Below are 22674 nucleotides of genomic sequence, written 5' to 3' on the forward strand. Positions count from 1 at the left end.
TTCATAAAAGGCGTTGTCATGAGTGAGACCAGCAAGAATTTCTTTATTGCGGGCAGTAGCTTTGACGCGCCGCCCTTGTTGCCGGGGCTTTATGTCGTTGCGACACCCATTGGCAATCTTCGCGATATCACCATTCGTGCGCTCGAAACTCTGGCTGCTGCCGACGCGATCCTTTGCGAGGACACCCGCACCTCGGCAAAGCTGCTCGATCATTTTGGTATCCGCGCCCGCCGCGTCGCCTTTCACGAGCACAATGAGCGCGAAAAGGCCGAAGATATCGCCAACCGCATTCGTGCGGGCGCGGTCATCGCTCTCATTTCTGACGCAGGCACCCCCCTGCTCTCCGATCCGGGTTTTCCGCTCATCCGCGTCTTGGCTGAACAGAACCTGCCGGTCTTCCCCATTCCCGGAGCCTCGGCGTTGCTTTCGGCTTTGGTGGTGGCGGGGCTGCCAACCGATGCTTTTGCCTTCCATGGCTTCCTGCCGCCCAAGGCCGGTGCGCGTAGCAATGCGCTCGGTCGCCTGAAGGATTCACGTGAAACCTTGGTGTTTTACGAAAGCCCCCGCCGCATCGCAGACACGCTTGCCTCCATGGCTGAAGTGTTTGGCGACCGTCAGGCTTCGGTCTCTCTGGAGCTGACCAAGCGCTTCGAGCGCACGTTTCGCGGGCCTCTTTCCGAATTGGCTCAACAGTTCGCCGAAGATGACACCAAGGGCGAAGCTGTTATTGTCGTATCCGGTGCGAGCGAGCCAACCGCCCCAGCGGCAGAAGATTGGCAGGCAGCACTGACCCAAGCCATGGCCGATGCGCCCCTGCGTGCCGCCGTCGATGACATCGCCGCGCGTTTCAATTTGAAGCGCAAGGAGGTTTACGATGCTGCCCTCGCGATCAAGGCGCAGTCGGAATAAGAGCATTCTGGCCGAGAAATTTGGCCAGCGCAGTGAGGCGCTGGCGGCGCTCTATTTGCGTCTCAAATTCTATCGCATTCGCAATCGCCGCTACAAAACCCCTGTGGGCGAGATCGACATTGTTGCCGAAAAGTCCAAAACCTTGATCTTCATCGAGGTCAAAGCGCGGGCAAAGACCTCGGATTATCTTGAGGCCAGCGAAGCGGTTAACCGCGAACGCATCACACGGGCCGCAGAATTTTGGCTCATGCGCCACCCCCACGAAGCGGGCCGAGATTGCCGCTTTGACGTAATTTTCCTTGCACCCGGCCGTTTGCCGGTTCATCTCATCAACGCTTTCTAGTGCGAGATTTGCTCATGTCCCTCAAAGTCGCCGTCCAAATGGATCACGTCTCAACCATCAATCCCAAGGGTGACAGCACCTTTGCTATGATGTTGGAGGCGCAATCGCGCGGCCATGAACTGGTGCACTATACCGCCGACACTCTGGCGCTGCGGGACAATGTGCTCAGCGCTTTGGTCCAGCCGATCAAGGTCATTGACGCCGATAAGGGTGAGCACTTTGAGCTCGGTGCGGCCAGCCGCATTGATCTGTCGAGCCAGGACGTGGTGCTGATGCGCCAAGACCCGCCGTTCGACATGAACTACATCACCATCACCCATATGCTTGAGCGCATTCACCCCAAGACCTTGGTGGTCAATCCGCCAGCGGCGGTGCGCAATGCACCAGAGAAAATTCTGGTCACCGAATTCCCCGAGCTGATGCCGCCAACGCTGATTACTCGCGATCGCGCTGAAATCGAAGCGTTCCGCGCTGAGCACGGCAATATCATCGTCAAGCCGCTCTACGGCAATGGTGGCGCTGGCGTCTTCCTCATTCAGGAAAACGATCAAAACCTCGCCAGCCTTCTTGAGCTGTTCGAAGACAAATATCGTGAACCCTTCATGATCCAGCGTTACCTGCCGGATGTGCGCAAGGGCGATAAGCGCATCATCATCATCGATGGTGAGCCTGTCATGGGTCTCAACCGCGTGCCGGCAGAGGGCGAAGCGCGCTCCAACATGCATGTTGGCGGTCGTCCGGAACTCTCCCCGCTGACCGAACGTGAGCTGGAAATCTGCGCGGCCATTGCGCCAGCGCTGAAGGCTCGCGACATGATCTTCGTTGGCATCGACGTCATCGGCGGCTATCTCACCGAAATCAATGTCACCTCGCCCACCGGCCTGCGTGAGATTAAGCGCTTTGGTGGCCCCGATATTACGGCCATGATCTGGGACGCAATCGAAAAGCGTCGCTAAGCGTTTTTGTGAAGGGGGCGAAGGCTCATGGATGTTTTTCTGGTCGCTTTCGTCACCCTCTTCGCAACCGTGGGTGTCGCCGACATTCCCTTTATCTTTGCGGCGCTGACCAAAGATAATACGCCTGCGGAACGCAGGATTTTTGCCACGCGCGGTGTGCTCATCGCGCTGGGCATTCTTTTGTGCTTTGCCTTTCTCGGCAATTCCATTCTCGAAGTCTTCGGCATCACCATTCCGGCTCTGCGCACGGCAGGTGGCATCCTGCTGCTGTTGATTGCGATCGACATGGTGTTTGCTCGCCATTCCGGTGCGACGGGCACCACCTCCGAAGAAGAAAACGAAGCCCGTCAGTCCAACGATATTTCGGTGTTCCCACTGGCTATGCCGCTGTTGAGCGGTCCCGGCGCTATTAGTGCCGTCATCCTGCTGACGACCGGAGCCGACAATCGTTTGGCGTTCTGGATGGTTGTTGCGGCTATCGTCGCCATTATGCTGGCGGCCTGGCTCACCTTGCTGGTCGCTATCCCGATCCAGCGCCTCCTCGGTATCACTGGGCTGGCAGTGGTCACTCGTGTGGTCGGGGTGCTTTTGGCAGCCCTTGCCGTGCAGTTTATCTTCGATGGCGTGCGCACCAGCGGACTATTGGGTGTCGTCGCTAGCTGACCCCACTCCTTGAACGCTGGTCGTGGTGCACGTGACGCATCATGACCAGCGCCTTAGAGCGCTTCGGTCTCACTGCGCGCCCGCTCGGCTGGATCATAGCCCAAGCCAAAGTCATCCACACGGCCGTGCGGAGCATCCATCAGCTGCTCGAGCGTGAAGGCTGGTGCCGTGTGTGTAGCGCTCAGGTCCATCAAACTGTTGGCGCGCTGGGCTAGGCGCCCAAGCGGGAGCACGGGGCCGGCAACTTCCAGCAACCGGATTTGCCCTAGGCCCTGATAGGGCGGGCGCTGCATTAAGGCGGCATCTGTGCCAGCGAGCGGATCAACGGCCGCAAGGGTAATGGTACCACCGCGATAGAACACGCTGAGACTTTGGCTGACGTAAAACGCGATCTTATCGGCGCCCGCATTGGCAAAGTGAATGCCATCGTCTTTGCGCATGCGTGCGTTCTGCCCGTTCAGATCCGGTCCGAACGCGGTGTAGCGGCCGTCCTCGCTCAAGAAGCGGTCAAAAATATCGATGAACTCTGCGCCGCCAGAGAATGCCGCCATGCGTTGCAGGGCATTGATCTGGGCGATGTCGGCAGAATATTGACTGCGCTCCATAGGCGGCAACCCAACCCAGAGAACAGGTTTGCGGGCGCTCCTGAGCTGGCTCAGAAACTGATTCAACTGCGCCTGATAGCTGGCCGACCAGTTTGGTGAGAGAACAATGTTGTCGGATGCAGCGCCGGGAAACTCTTGGCGATCGTTGACGCCAATGCTGATAACGGCGACGTCGAAGCTATTTTCGGCAATAGCGCTGCCGATCTTTGCGCCCCAATCAAAGAAATCCGCACGAACAAATCCTGAGGCGCTGACACCTTCATCGAGGACCACAAGGTTTGGATCTTCTGCATAGTGTCGTTCGAGCGCCTTTGCTAAATCAATGGCCAAGCTGTCGCCGAATACGGCCAAGCGCGTTGCGTCTACGCTTTTGACGACCACTGGCTTGGGCGGGGGCGGCGGCGGGGTTGGCGCGGCTTGCCGGCGTGGCTGTGTTCGTTGGACCGGCGGCGGCGCAGCGGGCTCCTCACCAAACAACAGATCAAAAAGCGTGCGGCGGCGCGGTTGTTCCTGCTGGGCAATAACAATCCGCTCGTCCCCGACCACCTGCGCCCACGCGGGTGCGGTGTCGAGCCCGACAATGCTCAAGAGCACTACAAATACGCCTAGCCGCTTCATCGGCCTCTCACTGCAATTTTCGCCGCGAGTTTAGCATAGCCGCTTGGCTCAAGACCATGCGCTTCTTGGCTTAACGCAGTGCCTCATAACTGGCGCGCGTGACAAAGCCGTCGGCGCGTTGGCCTTGCGCTGCCTGAAATCGCGCATAGGCAGCCTGGGTCACCGGCCCGATGCGGCCGTCAACAATGCCGTCATAATAGCCAAGCTCTTTCAGTTTTTGCTGGATGTGCTGGCGCTGGGCGAGATTGGGAAATTGCGTATTGCGTGGCCAGTTCGTGGCAAGATTGCCCCCGCCTTTGAGCCGGTCGGTGAGATGGCCAATGGCCAGGGCATAGCTGTCGGAGAAATTATAGCCTTTGAAGGCAAGGTAATTGGCGGTCAGCAGAAATTTGGGACCCGTATGGCCTGCTGGAACGTAGAGAAAAACCGGCGTTTCGAGCGATTGAAATTGCCGCCCGGCAACGCGCGCAATGCCGCGTTCGGCGAAGAAGCGGATTGGGCGAAGCTGGTCGCGCGTCGCCAGCAGATAGTCGAACCCTTCCGGCACGTCCACCTCAAAGCCCCAGTCCATACCGGGCTGGTAGCCGAGCGCGCGCAGATAGGTCGCGCTGGTGACCAGAGCGTCGGCAAGCGAGTTATGAAGATCGACCTGCCCGTCGCCGTCTCCATCCTTACCATGGGCAAGAACATTGCTGGGGTTCACTTGGAGATGGCCAATCGCCCCGGCCCATGACCCCATCGGCGAAACACCGCCACTGCGCTCGGTCAGTTTTAGTGCCGCGATGAAATCGGCCTTGTCTTCGGCAAAACGAACGCGTCTTTGCCAGACAACTGTTGCGAGCGAACGGACAATGGGGCGGATCAGCTTTGTCTGACTGAGCACAGCGCCATAATCGGTTTCCATCCCCCAGATCGCACCGAGCACATAAGGATCGACGCCTGAGGCCGCTCCCACGCTTTGGAACAGATCTTTTTGGCGGGCCATAGCCGCCCGGCCCCGTTCAACGCGATTATTGGATATGCGCTGATCGAGATATTCCCAGACCGGCGTGGTGAACTCTGGCTGGCTCGCCACCAGATTGGGCACGTTGGGATCCGGGGTGAGCCCCGCAGTGGCGCTATCATATACAGAGGCGCTGACCCCGTGGGTGAGCGCCTCTGCGCGGAATTCACCGATAAACTGCTCAAAGCTCTCCCTCGGTTGGGCGAGTGTGGCGCCGGTACAAATCAACCAGATCACAATCGCCAAACGCATGGGAAAGCTCCTTTAGCGGTTTCGCGTCATCAAGTGACGTTCCCAAGCATACGCTGTTTCGACGATTTCGTTGAGATCGTCGTGTTCTGGCACCCAGCCGAGAAGCTGACGCACTTTTTCACCAGTGGCTGTGATGGACGCCGGGTCGCCAGCACGGCGTGGGCCTTCTTCGGCAACGAAGTCGACGCCGGAAACCTTGCGCACGGTGTCGACGACTTCACGAACGGAATAGCCACGACCATATGCACAGTTCAGGGTTGTGCTTTCGCCACCTGAACGCAGATGCTTGAGCAGCAAGGCATGGGCACTGATCAGGTCGGTAACGTGAATATAGTCCCGAACACAGGTGCCATCCGGTGTTTCGTAGTCGGTGCCGAAAATGTTCATTTTCTCACGCTGACCAAGCGCCGTTTGGCACGCGACCTTGATGAGGTGAGTGGCCTCAGGCGTTGACTGACCCGAACGCTTGCCCGGATCCGCACCAGCAACGTTGAAATAGCGCAGGACGCCATAGGTCATGTCATGCGCATCGGCGACGTCGGCGAGCATCCACTCGGTCATGAGCTTCGAGCGCCCATAGGGCGACATCGGGTTGAGCTGTGTATCTTCGACAACCGGTGCAAGCCCGGTCATGCCGTAGACTGCGGCGGTCGAGGAGAAGATGAAGTGTTTCACGCCACCCTTGACCGCAGCCTCAATCAGGCTGCGCGAAGTAGACGTGTTGTTGGCGTAGTATTTTAGGGGATTGGTCACCGATTCCGGCACGACAATAGAGCCGGCGAAGTGAACGATCTCCGTAATGCCATATTTTTCGATCAGCGATATGACGAAAGGAATGTCGTTTGCGTTCCCTTCAACGAACTTCGCCCGAGCATCAATGGCCCAGTCAAAGCCGGTAACAAGATTATCCAAGACCACAACGTCTTCGCCAGCATCAGCGAGATTGAGGACCATGTGGCTGCCGATATAGCCGGCGCCCCCAGTAACCAGAACGGCCATGAAAGCTCTCTCCTATGGCGAAACGCTAGTTTTAAAACTTATCCTGTGGCAGATAGCTGTAAAGTTTTATGCCGACTACCCCTAAGAATTCATTTGGAGTGCCCACGTGACCAAGCGTGTACGTACCGCTGTCTTTCCTGTTGCCGGACTTGGCACGCGTTTCCTGCCCGCCACTAAGGCCATGCCTAAGGAAATGCTGACGGTCGTTGACCGCCCCCTGATCCAATATGCCGTGGATGAAGCGCGAGAAGCTGGTATCGAGCATTTTGTGTTCGTGACCGGTCGCAATAAGGCTGTGATCGAAGACCATTTTGATCGTCAATTTGAACTTGAAGCCACACTTGAAAGCCGCGGCAAGAATGCGGCTTTGGAAGAGTTGCGCAAGGATCTGCCCTCTGCGGGTCGCACCAGCTTTACCCGCCAGCAAGAACCGCTCGGCCTTGGCCATGCGGTGTGGTGCGCGCGCGATATCGTTGGTGACCAGCCATTTGCGCTGCTGCTGCCCGATATGATTTTCCGCGCCAAGCCGGGCGTGTTGCGTCAGATGATGGACGCGTACGAAGAAACCGGCGGCAATGTCATCGGCGTTGAAGAATGCGCTTGGGACGATGTTTCGTCTTATGGCGTTGTTGTTCGTGGCGATGGCGATGACAAGGGTTTTGCGATCAGCGGCATGGTTGAAAAGCCAAAGCGCGAAGAAGCCCCGTCTAATCTCTTCATCTCCGGCCGCTATATTCTGCAGCCAGAAATCTTCTCGCTTTTGGCTGAACAGCCACGCGGTGCGGGTGGTGAAATCCAGCTCACCGACGCGATGCAGACCCTTATGGGCCAGCAGAAGTTCACCGGCGTAAAGTACGAAGGCAAGGTGTTCGACTGTGGCTCCAAGCTGGGCTTCCTCACGGCCAACGTCGTCTTCGCGCTCGACCGTGAAGACATCCGCGCTGGTTTCCTTGAGGAGCTGCGGGCGCTCGATCTGAGCGACAAGCTTTAAGGACTACCGCTTGAGCGTCACACCGACGCTGAGCTGATGACTATCAAATGTGCCCGTCGCGCTATTGGTGCGGTGGGCATAATTGTAATCGGCGCTGAGTTTTGTGCGCGTGTTGAGGCCATAATCGGCCCCGAGGCCCGCACTGCGGCGATCTTCAGTCTCGCCACTATTCTCAACGCGAGAATGTGCGAGCTCGCTACTGGTGCGCAACGCCAGAGCGTTGTTCACCTGATAGCTGGCTGACAGCTTAGCGCTATCAATCACGCGCACAGAACCTGCACTATCCGCCCCTGTCGGCTCGATATTGCGCGCCAAAAGGCCGGTAACGCTCAGGGTTGGATCGGGCTTCCAAGTCACACCCGCTTCATAGAGACGGGCCGTTACTTCCGGCTGCGTCGCCGAGGTGAATATGTATTGGCCCATGCCAACGGCGGCATGGGCGGTAATCCGCTCTTGCCAGTTCCCGCTCACGCCCATTTTGACGTTCCGCGTATAGGCATCTGCGAATTGGCCGGAGCTTTTCCCTGCCTGGTCAAACCAATGGCGGCCGAGCTGGCCTTCGCCATAGACTTCAACGATTGGGGTGATCTGATAGCCGAGGCGCAGTGTGCCCTCCGCGCTCCATCGGTTCTGATCGGAATTATCGGTTGTGCCTGTGTCGCGCCTCTCGGTCGGGCCATAGGCAACGCGCTCTATCTGGCCATTGAGCCTGAGATTGAACTGGCCAAAGCGATGAGCCATGCCAGCATCAATATGGCCGGTGGTGATATCTGCGGGTCGAATAATTTGAGGATCAAAGCCGGGCGTGCCGAGCAATTCACGATCGAATTTTAGGCTGGCCTCGCCCTCTACCCGCGTGTTTTCGTTCAACTGCGAGCCTGCCGTCACCGAAATTGCCGCGGTGGTTGGGGTGATCTGCGGGTCACTGCCGCGCGCCAATTCGGCGTGGGCATTGATATGAGTATCAACGACATTGCCCAGGCTGCGCAAATCGAGCTCGGGGCGCAGGTGGGCGCTAAAACTATTGCCATCGCTGGACGAGATCTGCGTGCCTCTTAGACCGAGTGACCAGTCTATCTCAAAGGGGGGCGCCCCTTCCTCTGTCGGGACAAAGCTTGTAGGCGCAGCCGGGTAAAGCCCTGGCTGTAGGCGGTCGTCACTAATGGGGTCGGCAAGCACTGACCCCGCGCACAGGCACGGTGCCAATGCGAGCAGCGTCAAATTCAGCTTCTTTACCAACAAAACTCATGGCTCCGCCGTCAAGCAGGGCGTTTCTTCGACCGCGTCGAAAACCCCTGTCATGCCCATAAGGAACCCTTGCACGTCATGGTTAAATACTGGTTGAGACGGGCCTAAAACGCCTCCACTCTGAGGATATTACCGTCGGCGCCAACTACTCGCACTTTGCTCCCGGTGGTCAAGTCAGGCCCTGAGACACGCCAAACCGTGTCGCCGATATGCATTCGGCCCAAGCCGCTGATGATCGGTTCGGAGAGGAGCCCTGTTTGCCCGATCAACTGGTCAGTCCGTTGATTGAGCAGTGGTTTGTCACTGTGTGCCTGCCGACGCTTTGCACTCTTGGTCCAGATGAAAATAGCGCTCAAAGAGAGGGCCGCGAAGGCTAGCCATTGGAGCGGCCAACTGACCGCGACCACCAGCGTCAGCGCGCCAATGACCAGAGCGGAGACACCGAACCAAATGAGGAAGCCGCCCGGCACTGCCAACTCAAGGCCGAGCAAGATCAGGCCAAAAACCATCCAGCTCCATGGTCCAAAGCTAGCGATAAGAGCAATAAGGTTCATGTTTTAACCCGCGTTTGGAGGACGACCAGTGCCGCGGGGCTGGGACGAACCCGAGCCAAAGGCTTCGCGGGCGATTTCGGCAATGCCGCCGATCGAGCCGATCACGCTGGCGGCTTCCACGGGCAGCATCAGAACCTTTTGGTTTGGCGAGGTGGCGATGCCCTCGAGGGCTTTGATGTAATTGTTGGCGACAAAATAATTGATCGCCTGCACGTCACCCGAAGCAATTGCCGCCGACACCAGCTGGGTCGCGCGCGCTTCGGCTTCCGCCGCGCGTTCACGCGCTTCAGCGTCACGGAAGGCAGCCTCTTTGCGGCCCTCCGCTTCGAGCACTTGCGCCTGCTTTTCGCCTTCCGCCTTGAGAATGGCAGCTTGGCGACGGCCCTCGGCTTCCAAAATTGTCGCGCGTTTCTCGCGCTCCGCCTTCATTTGGCGACCCATCGATTCGACAAGATCCTTGGGTGGATCAATGTCCTTGATTTCGATGCGGGTAATTTTGACGCCCCAGGGCGAAACAGCGGTGTCCACCACCCGCAACACGCGGTCATTGATTTCATCGCGATGGCTGAGCAGCTCGTCGAGATCCATGGAACCCATGACGGATCGGATGTTGGTCATGGTCAGATTGAGGATGGCATTTTCCAAGTTCGACACTTCGTAAGCAGCTGCTGCAGCGTCGAGAATTTGGTAAAATGTGACGCCGTTGGCTGTCACCGTGGCGTTGTCGCGTGTGATCACCTCTTGATGTGGAACGTCGAGGACTTGTTCCATAACATTGAGCTTTTTACCGATGACATCGATAAAGGGCACGATCAAATTAAGCCCGGGCTTCAGTGTGCGAATGTAACGGCCAAATCGCTCGATGGTGTAGTGGTAGCCCTGCGGCACGGTCTTGGCGCCAGCAAACAAGACAATGATCAGCAGTATCGCAAGTGCGATTAGAACTGTGTTCAAACCGCCTAGGCCCAATTCATCCAAAAATCCCATCGCCGCGCTCCCATAACAAAAGTGCTGCCACGTTACCGCAGCAGCACTCTATTGGGGATAGGCTATTCGCTAAGATTTACTGAGCCTGGCTATTTGGCGTAGCCGCAGCGGCCAGTCTGCTGCAGCGCTGGTATGGCGCGTGGATCACAGCCGGTCGAGAGGAAGGTCATCCATTCGTTCTGTGAGCCATAGAAGACGTTGCGATCCACCTCGCCCCGCACACCGGCCACAAGCCCAGTCTGGGTATACTGCCAGAAGGTCCAAGGACGGTTCTTATAGCGCTCATGCGGCTCGGCAGCGGTGGAGCGCAGCCAGAAGCTATTGGGGAAGTACTCGCCTTCGAGAATGTCGCGGTGGAAGTTCATGTCAGTGTAGATGATTGGCAGCTTACCGCTGTGGCGCTCCATCACATCCAGCATCAGACGAATTTTTTCCAAGGCATCGGCCTTGCTCGGCTTGGTCTTGCAGCTCGAGTGATTGTTCCATTCGAGGTCCAGAACCGGCGGCAGTGCCGATGGGTCTGCTGGCACATTGGCAACGAACCAAGCGGCCTGCTCGGAGGCCAGCGAACACCACGTCATAAAGTGATAGGCGCCGCGTGGCATGCCGGCCTGAGCGGCGCGCTGCCAGTTCACACGGAAGTCAGGGTCAAGATAGTCCTTGCCCTCGGTCGCTTTCATGAAAACGAATTGAATGCCAGCACCACGAGCGCGGGGGAAATCGACGTTTTCCTGATAGCGCGCGACGTCAATGCCCTGCACCGGCATCGAGCGGGCTCGATCAACGGCCTTATGCGGACGGTTGTCGCCCGGAATAGCTCCATAGAGCCCACCGCCAGTAGCACAAGCAGCCAATGCAACGCCGACGAGGGCGAAGACAGCGCCTTTCGCAAGGGTGGAGAGGCGGGGAGATTTCAAAACCGGTTTCATCAATGAAGGCACACGCTACGCACAACTTAAGCTGGCCTTTGTTTCAACATTTCTGGGTTAATGGAGTTTTAGGGTAACCAATATGGCAGTTCGCATGGTTAATAGACCATATTGCGTTCTCTTTGCGTTCTGTTAGCCTGCCTTTGGCTAGGGGGACATACCTATGGTGACACGCGTTGGCACCGTGGCGTTTCAGGGGATCGAAGCTGTTCCGATTGAGGTGCAGGTTCAGATAGCGCCGGGTTTACACCGTATTTACATGGTCGGGCTGCCGGATAAGGCAGTCAAAGAGGCCAGCGAGCGTGTCCGCGCGGCGCTCGTCGCCTCGGGACTTGGTCTGCCCGCCAAGCGCATTACGGTCAATCTGGCCCCCGCTGATCTTCCCAAAGAGGGTAGTCATTACGACTTGCCGATCGCGCTGGCGATGATGGCGGCTATGGGCGCCATCCCCAGCGATGCGCTCGATGGCTATCTGGTCCTGGGGGAATTGGGTCTTGATGGCCGCATCGCTCATGTCAGTGGCATTTTGCCCGCCGCACTTGCCGCCAGTGAAAAGGGCATGGGCGTTATTTGCCCCGCCGCCTCTGGTCCTGAAGCGGCCTGGGCGGGCGAAGACATTGATATTATTGCTGCCGATAGCCTGCTTGCGGTAGCCAATCACCTCGTTGGGCACCAATTGCAGGCTCGGCCCAAGCCTGCCCGCCAATCCGATGAGCGCAGCAATTTGCCCGATCTCAGCGATGTGCGGGGACAAGCTGTCGCTCGTCGTGCCCTCGAAGTGGCCGCGGCCGGAGGGCATAATCTCCTATTCGTTGGCCCGCCCGGTGCGGGAAAATCCATGCTGGCGGCCCGCCTACCCTCTATTTTGCCACCCCTTAGTCCGCGGGAATTATTGGATATTTCCATGATCCAATCCATTTCCGGCGAGTTGGTCGGCGGCGTCCTCTCCGATCGTCGTCCCTTCCGTGCCCCGCACCATTCTGCCTCAATGGCAGCCCTTGTTGGCGGCGGCTTGCGCGTCAAACCCGGAGAGGTCAGCCTTGCCCATAATGGCGTGCTCTTTCTGGATGAGTTGCCAGAATTTGCGCCCAATGTTTTGGACAGTCTGCGCCAGCCTTTGGAGAGCGGCGAAACAGTCATCGCCCGGGCAAATGCCCGCGTCACCTATCCTAGTCGCTTCCAACTCATTGCCGCTATGAACCCCTGTAAATGCGGTTACGCCGGAACGCCGGGTCATATTTGTAAGCGTGGCCCGGCCTGTGCCGGTGATTACCAGGCCCGTATCTCTGGCCCTTTTCTGGATCGCATTGATATCCGCATTGATGTGCCAAGCGTATCGGCCGCCGAGATGATCGGCGCCGTTGGGGAGGCCGAGTCTTCGGCCGTTGTGGCTGGCCGTGTGGCACGGGCACGAGAGTTTCAGCGCCAACGCTATGACGCCGCTGGACACCCTGAGGTCCTCACCAATGCGTCAGCCACGTCAACGCTGATAGAGCGACTTGTTGAGCCTGATCGGGAAAGTCAAAACTTGCTGCTGCAAGCGGCAGACCGGTTCAATCTTTCGGCTCGCGCCTATCACCGCGTTCTCAAAGTCGCGCGGACCCTGGCTGATTTGGCTAGTTCTGAAAAAGTCTCTCGCCCGCACATCGCGGAAGCGCTGAGCTATCGATTGAGCTTTGAAACACGTTAGCGTTTAGGCCGATACAAAGCAGTTGTTTAAGCTTTGGCCTTACCACTTGAGGACCGGCAATAAGGACGAATTGAATGGCGAAAAAGCACACGAGCAAGTTTCGCTATTTTTGCGTCGCGGCGCTGCTTTTGGCGCTCTGCTTTGGCCTTGTCACGTTCCGCCTGCCCTTCTGGGTCGCCGCACTGTATTTCGGCATGGGACTCGTTAGTCTGGTGCTTTATGCCATCGACAAATCATCTGCGCGCGGGGGGCTTAGACGTATCCGGGAGCTGCATCTGCTATTTGCGGACACAGCGTTTGGTATTCTGGGCGGGCTACTCGGGCAGCAATTGTTCCGGCACAAAACGCAAAAGCAGCTTTTTGTGGTGTCGGCGCTCGCACTTACCGCGTTCCATTTGCTGGTTATTTTCGCTGTCATCGAGATGACACCAGGTCCGGTGCGCTCGCTCAACTAGTGCCGTGTTTCACGTGAATCCAAAATTCCAAATCCGTGATTCACGTGGAACATCAGGTGTTCCCTTCGGTGTACTTCACATCGTGCTCCCACGAGGCGCGCCATTCCTTTTCGAGCTGTCCCCGACGCTTGCCGTAGCGTTCTTCGGTGAGCTGAAGGCTGACAATACGATCCGTGCGGAAGTTTCGGAACGCGTTGCGTAGCAGGCACCACGCTGCAATGGTTTGTTTTCCTTCGTAAAACGCGAGCCCGACAGGCCAGATCGTCCTTGAACTCGCGCGCGCCTGCTCATCTTGGTAGTCGATGATGACAGCGCGCTCCTGCCGCATAGCTTGGCGAATATCGCCGAGCACGGGCACGGGTTTTCTCTGGCCCCAAATGGCGACGGGCCAAAGAGCGGTGTCGCTGATCCGATCGCGCAAATCATCCGGCGACGCGGTCGCAATTTTTGCCAAGGCATTGCGCGCGGCTGCACCCAAGCCATCATCGGGTTGCGCCTCGACCCAGCGTGCGCCGAGGACGAGTGCCTCTAGCTCTTCGGGCGTAAACATGAGCGGTGGGAGGAAAAATCCGGGTTTCAGCATGTAGCCAATTCCCGCTTCGCCATCGATTGGGGCGCCCAGCCCAATAAGGGTTTGGATGTCGCGATAAAGCGTGCGCACAGAGACTTTTTGTTCCTGCGCCAAAGCAGCGGCAGTAACCGGCATACGGTGACGCCGCAAGGCGTCCATGATCGAGAAAAGTCGCTCGGTCTTATCCATAGAGGCGTTCCCATATTCCGCTCCTGAGCAGTGTGGCTCAGGAGCGTAACGAAGGGAACGCTCATATCTTGTCAGCAGAGCACTGCGTTAGGAAATTTCGATTTCGCACCAGTGGCTGTACGGCTTGTCCGGACCGCAAATGATATTGGGGAAATGCGGGTTGTGCAGCGCGTCGGCTGGGCACTGGTCTTCTAGGCAGAAGCCAGAGTGCTTGCCGTAGATTTTGCCCTCAAGGCCCGGCATTTTCATATCGGTCCATACCGCATTGTAGAACTGCACGCCCGGACGATCCGACCACAACTTTAGGGTCAGATCCTTGTCTGGCGAAACAACGGTTGCGAGCGGTTCGGAGAATTTTCTACCGTTATCAAGCACCAGCCCCATATCGTAATCGACCCCCGTGCCCTTTTCGTCGCGCATGGTGCGCGGCTTACGGAGATCGTAAATTGTGCCGCGCGAGGGGAGAATGGCTCCGGTTGGCGCCAGATCATCACCCAGGATCGTATAGGCGCTCGAGTTGATCTGAACGGTGTGGTCGAGGACCGTGTCGGTCGTGCCAAGATTGAAATACTGGTGCTGCACGAGGCTGATCGGCGTGTTGCGGTCCGTGGTGGCGCGAAGCTCCAACCGCAGGCGGTTTCCGATCAACGTATAGGTCGCATAAAAATTCACATTGCCCGGATAGCCCATGGCTCCATCGGGCGAGAAATGGCTGAAGCGAACCGAGTTGTTCGACGAATCAACTTGGCCCTGCCAGACCTGATGGCCCAAGCCATCAGTGCCGCCGTGCAGCTGAAGTTTGCCAACATTGGCTGCGAGTTGATAGGTCGTGCCATCGAGCTCGAAACTGGCGTCTTTAATCCGGTTGGCGACGCGTCCCGCGATCGCGCCGAAATGGGCGCCATGGTCCAGATAGGCCTCAAGATTATCGAATCCGAGAACGACGCTTCTCTCGCCCCCATTGACTGGAACGCGCCAATCGCGGACAGAAACGCCATAGCCGATAATGTCGACAGAGACGCCGGTGTCGCTGGTCAGGCGAAACTGATCGACCCTCTGGCCGCCGATTTCGCCGAATTGTGAGACGGTTACGCCCATAATGTCCTCCACTTTGGCACAAGGGTCTAGCTTTATTGTCTCTTCACCGCAACGGGACACTTGACCTTTGCTAGGCGCGCAACAACTCTGCAAAAGCAGACGCAAGTGTGGGGAAGCAGTTTGTCAGAGGAAAGCTTGAAACGTCGAGCAACTGTACATGACGTTGCTCGTGCAGCTGGCGTCTCTCTCGCGACTGTCGACAGGGTGCTCAATGGCCGCCCCGGGGTGCGCGCGGCAACAGCCACGAAGGTCGAAGACGCTATCGCCGAGATCGGGTTTACCCGTGATCTCAACGCTTCGCTAATGGCCCGAGCGCGCGATCTGCACCTCGTTTTCTTTATCCCCGAGAGCACCAATGAGTTTATGGAGAGCCTTGCCGACGCTGTGTCGCGGCGTGTTCTGTCTGCCCAGTCGGACAGAATTCATCTCGAGTTGGTGCGTATAAAAGCTTTTGACGCGGTCGGCTTGGCGGAGCGCTTGGATAGGCTTGATCCCAAAACCACCGATTACGCCATTGTCGTTTCGGGCGATGAACCAGAGGTAATCGCGGCAATAGATGGCGCTCATCGTCGCGGCATTAGTGTCATTACGCTGGTTTCTGACCTGCCCTTGTCGGCGCGGCGGAATTTCATCGGCGTTGATAATGTTGCGGCTGGACGCACGGCAGCCTCGCTCATGGGGCGTTTCCTGCCCCAAGGGGGCAAGGTTGGTGTTATGGCGGGCTCGCTCCACCTGCGCGATCACCTGGATCGTCTCGAAGGGTTTCGGAGTGTGATCGCATCCGAGTTTGCGCACATCGAACTTATTGGCCCCAAAGAAGGCCATGATGAGCGCAGCTTAACGCAAGCCTTTGTCGCAGAACTTATCAAAGAAAATGAGGGACTTGCCGGCATTTATAACTTGGGTGCAGGCAATGCTGGTCTTGTCGCTGCGCTAGAGGCGTCTGGGCGCGGTGGTGATATCAAAGTGATCACACACGAACTGACCGGGCCAACACGTTTGGGGCTCATGGGTGGAACTATCGATGTGGTTCTGGATCAGAACCCTGATGGTGAGATTCGTGAAGTTATTGCCGCTGCGCGCAGCCTAACCTTGTCAGGCGCTCGACCTGTACAGAGCGAGTCTATTGAATTAGCGATTTTCCTTCGCGATAATTTGCGCTAGATAGCGCTATCGATGTCAGCGGTGCGCTCCAAAACGGAGCTTGGGGAGTTGAGATGTTTTTGTTGATTGCTTCTGAGGTACGTGCCTCATGACCTTTCTTGGCATTGATATCGGCACTTCCGGCGTTAAAGCGCTGTTGATCGACGCGTCCGGGAAAGCGCTGGGCGAAGCGACGGCCGCGGCCGTTGAGCCGACCCGTCCCCATCCCGGTTGGTCGGAACAAAACCCTCAGGATTGGTGGGCGGCAACGCTTGCCGCGATCGACAAGCTTCACGCCTCCCATCCGCAGGCTTTGGCGGCGGTGAAGGGCATCGGCCTTTCCGGTCATATGCACGGCGCGACCCTCTTGGGGGCCAATGACGAAGTTCTGCGCCCCTGCATTTTGTGGAATGACGGTCGCTCGGCCGCCGAATGCGCGGAAATGGAAGCGGCCCTGCCCAGTCTGCGCGATATTGCTGGCAATATCGCCATGGCGGGCTTCACTGCGCCTAAGATTGCTTGGGTGCGCAAGCACGAGCCAGAGATCTTCAAAAAGCTCAAAAAGGTTCTTTTGCCTAAGGCCTATGTGCGCTTGCTGCTGACCGGCGAGCATGTCGAGGACATGTCCGATGCCGCTGGAACGCTCTGGCTCGACGTCGCCAAACGCGGTTGGTCTGATGAACTGCTCGCAGTGACAGGTCTCACGCGCGAACACATGCCGCGTCTGGTCGAGGGCTCACAAAGCTCGGGTCAGCTTAAGGCTGAATACGCCGCGCGTTGGGGCATGGCGGGTCCGGTGATCGTTGCTGGTGGCGCAGGCGACAATGCTGCTGCTGCTTGCGGGATCGGCGCTATTCGTCCCGGCGAAGGTTTTGTCTCGCTGGGTACTTCGGGCGTGTTGTTCGTCTCGAACGCCAAGTTCAGTCCGAACACCAATGGGGCCGTACACGCGTTTTGCCACGCGATACCAGATACTTGGCACCAGATGGGTGTTGTTCTTTCGGCGACCGACTCGCTCAATTGGCTCGCCCGCATCACCGGCAAAAAGCAAGCGGAGCTGGCGGGCGACGCGGAGGCACAGTTCAAAGGTCCGGGCGAAGAAATCTTCCTGCCTTACCTCTCCGGCGAACGGACGCCGCACAATGCGCCTAAGGCGCGAGGCTCGTTTGTTGGCCTCAGCCAATCAAGCGATACCGCGCAAATGGCGCAAGCGGTCATGGAAGGCGTCGCTTTCGCCATGCGCGATAGTCAGCGCGTTTTGGCTGATGCGGGCACAAACATCTCGCGGCTGTTGGCCGTGGGCGGCGGCACCAGATCCGCGCTTTGGCTCAAATTACTCGCCACCAATCTCAACATGGAAATCGCCCTACCCGCGGACGGTGATTTCGGTGGGGCATTGGGCGCAGCCCGGCTCGGGCTCTGCGCTGCCACCGGCGCTTCGCCTGCAGAGGTGATGACCATGCCGCCTGTCAAAACAGTTATCGCACCCGACACAAAGCTGTCGGCTGCTTATTCCGAACAATACGAGCGCTATCGCGCCCTATTCCCGGCTATTGAGGAGATACGCCAGTGACCGACTTTTTCCAGGGTCTGAGCCAAGTTAAATTCGAAGGTCCAGAGAGCAAGAATCCGCTCGCTTACCGTCATTACAATAAGGACGAGCTTGTTGCTGGCAAGCGGATGGAAGACCACATCCGCCCGGCCATCGCCTATTGGCACACGTTCGCGCAGGAAGGCGGCGACCCCTTTGGCGGCCGTACTTTTGATCGTCCTTGGTTCGATAAGGGCCTCGAAGGCGCAAAGCTCAAGACCGAAGTTGCCTTCGAGTTCTTTAATCTCATCGATGTGCCCTTTTTTGCCTTCCACGACGTGGATGTGGCACCAGAAGGCGCAACTCTAGCCGAGAGCAATAAGAACCTGCGCATTATCGGCGATCTCATTGCCAGCAAGATGCAGAGCTCGGGCAAGAAGCTCCTGTGGGGCACTGCCAATCTCTTCTCTAACCGTCGCTATATGGCGGGCGCTGCGACCAATCCAGATCCAGAAATTTTCGCCTATGCCGCCGGTCAGGTGAAGGCCGTTCTCGAGCTAACCCATGAATTGGGTGGCGAGAACTATGTGCTTTGGGGCGGCCGCGAAGGCTACGAAACCCTGCTCAATACCAAGATCGGCCAGGAACAGGACCAGATGGCCCGCTTCCTGACGCTGGTTATCGAGCATGCCGAAAAGATCGGCTTTACCGGTCAGATCCTCATCGAACCCAAGCCACAAGAACCGTCCAAGCACCAGTACGACTTTGACGTCGCAACGGTGTTCGGCTTCCTCCAGAAATATGGCCTCGACAAGAAGGTGAAGTGCAACATCGAAGTTGGCCACGCCTTCCTCGCCGGTCACTCCTTCGAGCATGAGTTGGCTGTGGCCTCCTCGCTGGGCCAGCTTGGCTCCGTCGACGCCAACCGCAATGACTTGCAGTCTGGCTGGGATACCGACCACTTCCCGAACAATGCCGGGGAAATGGCCCTCGCCTTCTACTACATTCTCAAGCAGGGTGGTCTTGGCAAGGGCGGCTTCAATTTCGACGCCAAAGTGCGCCGCCAGTCGCTCGACCCAGCAGATTTGTTGCACGGTCATATTCTGGGTCTGGACACCTTGGCTCGTGGTCTCAAGGGCGCAGCTGCCCTGATCGCAGATGGCGAATTCGATAAGCTGCTCGATGACCGCTACGCCGGTTGGGACAATGGCTTGGGCAAGGATATTCTGGCTGGAAAGCTGTCGTTGGCAGACATTGCCGGCAAGGTTGACGCACAAAGCATCAATCCGCAGCCGCGCTCTGGCCGCCAAGAATATCTCGAAAATCTGGTCAATCGGTTCGTCTGATGATCCGAGCGATCGAACAGAGCGACCATCGGGTGTGGACCCAATTGTGGACTGCCTATTTGCAGTTCTACGAAACGGTACTGCCGCAAGAGGTTTTTGCCTCGACGTGGTCGCGCCTGCTCGATCCTAACGAGCCAACCTGGGGCGCGCTCGCGCTCCAGGACGGCCAGCCTATTGGCCTCGTTCACTGGCTATATCATCGCACCAATTGGGCGGTCGCCGACAATTGCTATTTGCAGGATTTGTACGTCATGCCCGACGTGCGTGGTGGCGGCCACGGTCGCGCACTGATCGAACATGTCGCGACAATCGCGCGGGCCAGACCCTGCGCGCAGCTCTATTGGACCACCCACAAAACCAATACGACCGCTATGCAGCTCTATGATCGACTGGCCAGCCAGACCGGCTTCGTCCCATATCGCATGACGCTGTCGGTCTAGGATTTAACGATGCCACAGATCACCAATCCCATTCTTCCCGGTTTTAATCCGGACCCGTCGATCCTTCGCGTCGGCGACGACTACTATATTGCCACGTCCACGTTTGAATGGTTCCCCGGCGTGCAGATCCACCACTCAAAGGATCTGGCCAATTGGGATCTGGTGACGCGTCCGCTGACCCGCAAAGCTCAGCTCGATATGCGTGGCGACCCGGACAGCTGTGGCGTGTGGGCGCCGTGCCTGAGCCATGATGGCGAGCGTTTTTGGCTGGTTTACACCGATGTGAAGCGCAAAGACGGCTCGTTCAAGGACGCCCATAACTACATCGTCTGGGCGGACAATATTGAAGGCCCGTGGTCAGATCCGGTCTATACAAATTCCTCGGGCTTTGACCCCTCGCTGTTCCATGACGACGATGGCCGCAAATGGTTCGTCAACATGGCCTGGGACCATCGCGTCCGCCCGCTGCTTTTTGCGGGCATCATGCTGCAAGAGTTTGATCCGGTGGCCGGAAAGCTCGTTGGCCCGATCACCAATATCTATCAGGGCACAGACCTTAAACTGGTCGAAGGCCCGCATCTTTATAAGCGCAACGGCTGGTATTATCTGCTCACTGCTGAAGGCGGCACGGCCTATGACCATGCCTGCACTTTTGCGCGCTCGCGCAGGCTGGATGGGCAATATGAAACCCATCCCGACAAGCATATTCTGACCTCAAAAGACTCGCCCTTTGCCGCCATCCAGCGCGCGGGTCATGGCGATCTCGTGGATACGGCAGACGGCAAAACCTATCTCGTTCACCTCGGCGGTCGCCCGACCACGCAAGAACGCCGCTGCGTTCTCGGCCGCGAAACCTCAATTCAGGAATGCTATTGGGGCGAGGACGACTGGCTCTATGTTAAGAACGGGCCGGTCCCCTCGCTTGAGGTGGACGTGCCGGGCACGCGCGACGAGGACAAATATTGGACCGAGCAGCGCTATAGCTTTGAAAATGGTCTGCACAAGGATTTCCAGTGGCTCCGCACGCCGGAAACCGAGCGCATTTTCACAACTGAAAACGGCAAGTTGCGTCTGTTTGGTCGCGAGTCGATTGGCTCGTGGTTTGAGCAATCATTGGTCGCCCGCCGCCAGACGCATTTTTCCTATGACGCAGAAACGCTCGTCGATTTCGCCGCCACGGACGAACGCACCATGGCCGGGCTGACGGCCTATTATAGCCGCTACAATTTCTTCTATCTCGCCGTGACCGCCCATTCGGATGGTCAGCGCGAACTGCTGCTGATGACTTCGGAAATGAGCTGGCCAGACGGAAAGCTCAAATTCCCGGCGGCCCCTGTGCAAATCCCCAATGGCGGCAAGGTCAGGCTCAAGCTCACCGTTCGCAATCGTGACCTTCAGTTCTATTACGCTCTTGAAGGGCAGGAATTGCAGGCCATTGGGCCGGTGTTCGACGCGTCCTTGCTGTCCGATGAATGTGGTGGTCACCAAGCGCACGGCAGCTTCACTGGCGCCTTCGTTGGCGTTGCCGCTCATGACTTGAACGGCACGGCCTCGCCGGCGGACTTCGACTACTTCACCTACACGCCGCAGCACGGGTCCTTGGATCGTTATAAGCTCGATGCGGTAAGTTAAGCGCTTTATTTCTCTCGAACAGGGCGCGGAGGAGAACGACTTGTCTCTTTCGCGCCTTGTTATTTTTTTGGTGTTGTCAGAGTCTTCTCATCCGTTCTTAGGGAGAAGACTATGAAGCCCGAAACTATTGCCCTGCACCACGGCTATACCTCTGAAGCGACGACGAAGTCCGCTGCTGTGCCGATCTATCAGACGACCTCCTATACCTTCGACAATACCCAGCATGGCGCTGATCTGTTCGATCTGAAGGTTCCGGGCAATATCTACACCCGCATCATGAACCCGACTCAGGCCGTGCTCGAAGCGCGTGTGGCTGCGCTCGAAGGCGGGATCGCAGCACTGGCGCTTGCCTCGGGCATGGCTGCCATCACCTATGCCATTCAGACCATTGCTGGTGTCGGCGACAATATTGTTTCGGTCTCCCAGCTCTATGGTGGCACCTACAATCTCTTCGTTCACGCCTTCCCACGCCAGGGCATTGAAACCCGTCTCGTCAGCCATGACGATTACGAAGGCTTTGAAAAAGCCATCGACGACAAGACTAAGGCGATCTTCCTCGAATCCATCGGCAATCCAGCGGGCAATGTCGTCGACATTCAAAGGATCGCCGAGATCGCCCATCGCCATGGCGTGCCAGTGATCGTCGATAACACTGTCGCGACCCCCTATCTGACCCGCCCATTCGATTTCGGCGCGGACATCGTTGTGCACTCGCTGACCAAATACATCGGCGGCCACGGTGTCGCCATCGGTGGCGCGATTGTCGACAGCGGCAAGTTTGATTGGAAGGCCAATGCCAAGCGCTTCCCAATCCTCAATGAGCCCGATCCGTCCTATCACGGCGTGGTCTACACTGAGGCGCTTGGGCCGGCAGCCTATATCGGTCGTGCTCGCGTTGCTCCGCTGCGCAACACTGGTGCTGCGATCTCCCCTCACAATGCCTTCTTGATTTTGCAGGGTCTGGAAACGCTTGGTCTGCGTATCGAGCGCCACTCTGAAAATGCGCTCAAGGTGGCAAAGCACCTCAAGAGCCATCCCAAGGTAAAGTGGGTGAATTATGCCGGGCTTGAAGACAGCCCTTACCACGCCGTTGCGCAGAAGATTTCCAAGGGCTCGGGCTCGGGCATTTTGTCCTTTGGCATCGACGGTGGGAAGGAATCTGGCGGGCGATTTATCGACGCCCTGCAGTTGATCTTGCGCCTCGTCAACATTGGCGATGCCAAGTCGCTCGCATGCCATCCGGCCTCCACCACGCACCGTCAGCTCTCGCCGGAAGAATTGGCGAAGGCCGGTGTGTCGGAAGATTTGGTCCGTATCTCGGTGGGCATCGAGCACATCGACGACATCATCGCCGACATCGATCAGGCGCTGGCCAAGGCATAATCACAAATTCTGGAGCCGGGGGCGACAGCCTCCGGCTTTGGGCGTAGTCTGAACTCTTTAGCGGTCGCAGGTTCTGCGTATCGCGCTTGAGGCAGCGCCACGCGGGTCACGCGACTTCCATTGTTGGAAGGAGGACGAC

At 57.7% G+C, this 22674-nt stretch carries 22 protein-coding genes; 13 read left to right on the top strand and 9 right to left on the bottom strand.

The window, feature by feature from the left end:
• Nucleotides 1-18 precede the first annotated feature (18 nt).
• From rsmI to JHL21_RS11110, 4 genes are read left to right on the top strand one after another with little or no spacing between them, the layout of a single operon-like run.
• Nucleotides 19-909, top strand: coding sequence for a 16S rRNA (cytidine(1402)-2'-O)-methyltransferase (gene rsmI, locus JHL21_RS11095; RefSeq protein WP_200213505.1), 891 nt, complete (start codon nt 19-21; stop codon nt 907-909).
• The gene (locus JHL21_RS11100) at nt 875-1252 is read left to right on the top strand and encodes a YraN family protein (RefSeq protein ID WP_200213507.1); all 378 of its coding nucleotides are present in this window, start codon (nt 875-877) and stop codon (nt 1250-1252) included. The genes rsmI and JHL21_RS11100 overlap by 35 nt, the downstream gene beginning before the upstream one ends.
• 14 nt (nt 1253-1266) lie before the next feature.
• A complete protein-coding gene (gshB, locus tag JHL21_RS11105) occupies nt 1267-2208 on the top strand; it encodes a glutathione synthase (RefSeq protein WP_200213508.1) in 942 nt (313 codons plus the stop codon).
• 27 nt (nt 2209-2235) lie between these two features.
• On the top strand, nt 2236-2871 hold the full coding sequence (locus JHL21_RS11110; protein WP_169194412.1) for a MarC family protein: 636 nt from the start codon (nt 2236-2238) through the stop codon (nt 2869-2871).
• Between the two features lie 53 nt (nt 2872-2924).
• Here the strand turns inward: JHL21_RS11110 and JHL21_RS11115 are convergent, their stop codons facing one another.
• The 3 genes from JHL21_RS11115 to galE all read right to left on the bottom strand — a co-directional run bounded on the left by JHL21_RS11115 (nt 2925) and on the right by galE (nt 6348).
• Nucleotides 2925-4094, bottom strand: coding sequence for a DUF459 domain-containing protein (locus JHL21_RS11115; RefSeq protein WP_200213509.1), 1170 nt, complete (start codon nt 4092-4094; stop codon nt 2925-2927).
• 70 nt (nt 4095-4164) lie between these two features.
• Complete coding sequence (locus JHL21_RS11120; protein ID WP_200213510.1) at nt 4165-5349, bottom strand: lytic murein transglycosylase; 1185 nt, start codon at nt 5347-5349, stop codon at nt 4165-4167.
• Between the two features lie 12 nt (nt 5350-5361).
• Nucleotides 5362-6348, bottom strand: a complete 987-nt coding sequence (gene galE / locus JHL21_RS11125; protein WP_169194409.1) for a UDP-glucose 4-epimerase GalE — start codon at nt 6346-6348, stop codon at nt 5362-5364.
• 106 nt (nt 6349-6454) lie between these two features.
• On the opposite strand from galE, the gene galU reads away from it, so the two are divergent.
• Complete coding sequence (gene galU / locus JHL21_RS11130; protein ID WP_169194408.1) at nt 6455-7339, top strand: UTP--glucose-1-phosphate uridylyltransferase GalU; 885 nt, start codon at nt 6455-6457, stop codon at nt 7337-7339.
• Nucleotides 7340-7342: 3 nt separating this feature from the next.
• Here the strand turns inward: galU and JHL21_RS11135 are convergent, their stop codons facing one another.
• The 4 genes from JHL21_RS11135 to JHL21_RS11150 all read right to left on the bottom strand — a co-directional run bounded on the left by JHL21_RS11135 (nt 7343) and on the right by JHL21_RS11150 (nt 11045).
• Nucleotides 7343-8581 carry an outer membrane beta-barrel protein gene (locus JHL21_RS11135; RefSeq protein WP_200213511.1) on the bottom strand — a complete coding sequence of 413 codons (1239 nt, stop codon included), beginning with the start codon at nt 8579-8581 and terminating at the stop codon, nt 7343-7345.
• 110 nt (nt 8582-8691) lie between these two features.
• Complete coding sequence (locus JHL21_RS11140; RefSeq protein WP_200213512.1) at nt 8692-9141, bottom strand: NfeD family protein; 450 nt, start codon at nt 9139-9141, stop codon at nt 8692-8694.
• Between the two features lie 3 nt (nt 9142-9144).
• Complete coding sequence (locus JHL21_RS11145; RefSeq protein ID WP_199531071.1) at nt 9145-10128, bottom strand: SPFH domain-containing protein; 984 nt, start codon at nt 10126-10128, stop codon at nt 9145-9147.
• 89 nt (nt 10129-10217) lie between these two features.
• On the bottom strand, nt 10218-11045 hold the full coding sequence (locus JHL21_RS11150) for a glycoside hydrolase family 25 protein (protein ID WP_248305894.1): 828 nt from the start codon (nt 11043-11045) through the stop codon (nt 10218-10220).
• Between the two features lie 175 nt (nt 11046-11220).
• On the opposite strand from JHL21_RS11150, the gene JHL21_RS11155 reads away from it, so the two are divergent.
• Complete coding sequence (locus tag JHL21_RS11155) at nt 11221-12747, top strand: YifB family Mg chelatase-like AAA ATPase (protein WP_200213513.1); 1527 nt, start codon at nt 11221-11223, stop codon at nt 12745-12747.
• A 74-nt stretch (nt 12748-12821) separates the two neighbouring features.
• On the top strand, nt 12822-13202 hold the full coding sequence (locus JHL21_RS11160) for a DUF1294 domain-containing protein (RefSeq protein ID WP_200213514.1): 381 nt from the start codon (nt 12822-12824) through the stop codon (nt 13200-13202).
• A gap of 52 nt (nt 13203-13254) precedes the next feature.
• On the opposite strand, the gene JHL21_RS11165 is transcribed toward JHL21_RS11160, so the two are convergent.
• On the bottom strand, nt 13255-13962 hold the full coding sequence (locus JHL21_RS11165) for a YafY family protein (protein ID WP_200213516.1): 708 nt from the start codon (nt 13960-13962) through the stop codon (nt 13255-13257).
• Between the two features lie 87 nt (nt 13963-14049).
• Complete coding sequence (locus tag JHL21_RS11170; RefSeq protein WP_200213517.1) at nt 14050-15060, bottom strand: aldose epimerase family protein; 1011 nt, start codon at nt 15058-15060, stop codon at nt 14050-14052.
• A 135-nt stretch (nt 15061-15195) separates the two neighbouring features.
• Between JHL21_RS11170 and JHL21_RS11175 the strand changes: the two genes are divergently transcribed.
• The 6 genes from JHL21_RS11175 to JHL21_RS11200 all read left to right on the top strand — a co-directional run bounded on the left by JHL21_RS11175 (nt 15196) and on the right by JHL21_RS11200 (nt 22535).
• Nucleotides 15196-16224 carry a LacI family DNA-binding transcriptional regulator gene (locus JHL21_RS11175; protein ID WP_200213518.1) on the top strand — a complete coding sequence of 343 codons (1029 nt, stop codon included), beginning with the start codon at nt 15196-15198 and terminating at the stop codon, nt 16222-16224.
• Between the two features lie 88 nt (nt 16225-16312).
• Entirely contained in the window at nt 16313-17776 is a 1464-nt protein-coding gene (xylB, locus tag JHL21_RS11180) for a xylulokinase (protein WP_200213519.1), read from the top strand.
• Entirely contained in the window at nt 17773-19080 is a 1308-nt protein-coding gene (gene xylA, locus JHL21_RS11185) for a xylose isomerase (RefSeq protein WP_169194397.1), read from the top strand. The genes xylB and xylA overlap by 4 nt, the downstream gene beginning before the upstream one ends.
• Nucleotides 19080-19520 (top strand): GNAT family N-acetyltransferase, encoded by a 441-nt coding sequence (locus JHL21_RS11190; RefSeq protein ID WP_200213520.1) that lies wholly within the window; start codon nt 19080-19082, stop codon nt 19518-19520. The genes xylA and JHL21_RS11190 overlap by 1 nt, the downstream gene beginning before the upstream one ends.
• A gap of 9 nt (nt 19521-19529) precedes the next feature.
• Complete coding sequence (locus JHL21_RS11195; RefSeq protein ID WP_200213521.1) at nt 19530-21152, top strand: glycoside hydrolase family 43 protein; 1623 nt, start codon at nt 19530-19532, stop codon at nt 21150-21152.
• A 111-nt stretch (nt 21153-21263) separates the two neighbouring features.
• Nucleotides 21264-22535 carry an O-acetylhomoserine aminocarboxypropyltransferase/cysteine synthase family protein gene (locus tag JHL21_RS11200; RefSeq protein ID WP_200213522.1) on the top strand — a complete coding sequence of 424 codons (1272 nt, stop codon included), beginning with the start codon at nt 21264-21266 and terminating at the stop codon, nt 22533-22535.
• Nucleotides 22536-22674 lie beyond the last annotated feature (139 nt).

Source organism: Devosia sp. WQ 349K1, from assembly GCF_016595685.1.
Lineage (GTDB): Bacteria > Pseudomonadota > Alphaproteobacteria > Rhizobiales > Devosiaceae > Devosia.

What these genes read in the sequence shown, in the direction of transcription:
- rsmI (WP_200213505.1), top strand. Translation starts at nt 19, where the DNA reads ATGAGTGAGACCAGCAAGAATTTCTTTATTGCGGGCAGTAGCTTTGAC.
- JHL21_RS11100 (WP_200213507.1), top strand. Translation starts at nt 875, where the DNA reads ATGCTGCCCTCGCGATCAAGGCGCAGTCGGAATAAGAGCATTCTGGCC.
- gshB (WP_200213508.1), top strand. Translation starts at nt 1,267, where the DNA reads ATGTCCCTCAAAGTCGCCGTCCAAATGGATCACGTCTCAACCATCAAT.
- JHL21_RS11110 (WP_169194412.1), top strand. Translation starts at nt 2,236, where the DNA reads ATGGATGTTTTTCTGGTCGCTTTCGTCACCCTCTTCGCAACCGTGGGT.
- JHL21_RS11115 (WP_200213509.1), bottom strand. Translation starts at nt 4,094, where the DNA reads ATGAAGCGGCTAGGCGTATTTGTAGTGCTCTTGAGCATTGTCGGGCTC.
- JHL21_RS11120 (WP_200213510.1), bottom strand. Translation starts at nt 5,349, where the DNA reads ATGCGTTTGGCGATTGTGATCTGGTTGATTTGTACCGGCGCCACACTC.
- galE (WP_169194409.1), bottom strand. Translation starts at nt 6,348, where the DNA reads ATGGCCGTTCTGGTTACTGGGGGCGCCGGCTATATCGGCAGCCACATG.
- JHL21_RS11140 (WP_200213512.1), bottom strand. Translation starts at nt 9,141, where the DNA reads ATGAACCTTATTGCTCTTATCGCTAGCTTTGGACCATGGAGCTGGATG.
- JHL21_RS11145 (WP_199531071.1), bottom strand. Translation starts at nt 10,128, where the DNA reads ATGGGATTTTTGGATGAATTGGGCCTAGGCGGTTTGAACACAGTTCTA.
- JHL21_RS11155 (WP_200213513.1), top strand. Translation starts at nt 11,221, where the DNA reads ATGGTGACACGCGTTGGCACCGTGGCGTTTCAGGGGATCGAAGCTGTT.
- JHL21_RS11160 (WP_200213514.1), top strand. Translation starts at nt 12,822, where the DNA reads ATGGCGAAAAAGCACACGAGCAAGTTTCGCTATTTTTGCGTCGCGGCG.
- JHL21_RS11165 (WP_200213516.1), bottom strand. Translation starts at nt 13,962, where the DNA reads ATGGATAAGACCGAGCGACTTTTCTCGATCATGGACGCCTTGCGGCGT.
- JHL21_RS11170 (WP_200213517.1), bottom strand. Translation starts at nt 15,060, where the DNA reads ATGGGCGTAACCGTCTCACAATTCGGCGAAATCGGCGGCCAGAGGGTC.
- xylB (WP_200213519.1), top strand. Translation starts at nt 16,313, where the DNA reads ATGACCTTTCTTGGCATTGATATCGGCACTTCCGGCGTTAAAGCGCTG.
- JHL21_RS11190 (WP_200213520.1), top strand. Translation starts at nt 19,080, where the DNA reads ATGATCCGAGCGATCGAACAGAGCGACCATCGGGTGTGGACCCAATTG.
- JHL21_RS11195 (WP_200213521.1), top strand. Translation starts at nt 19,530, where the DNA reads ATGCCACAGATCACCAATCCCATTCTTCCCGGTTTTAATCCGGACCCG.
- JHL21_RS11200 (WP_200213522.1), top strand. Translation starts at nt 21,264, where the DNA reads ATGAAGCCCGAAACTATTGCCCTGCACCACGGCTATACCTCTGAAGCG.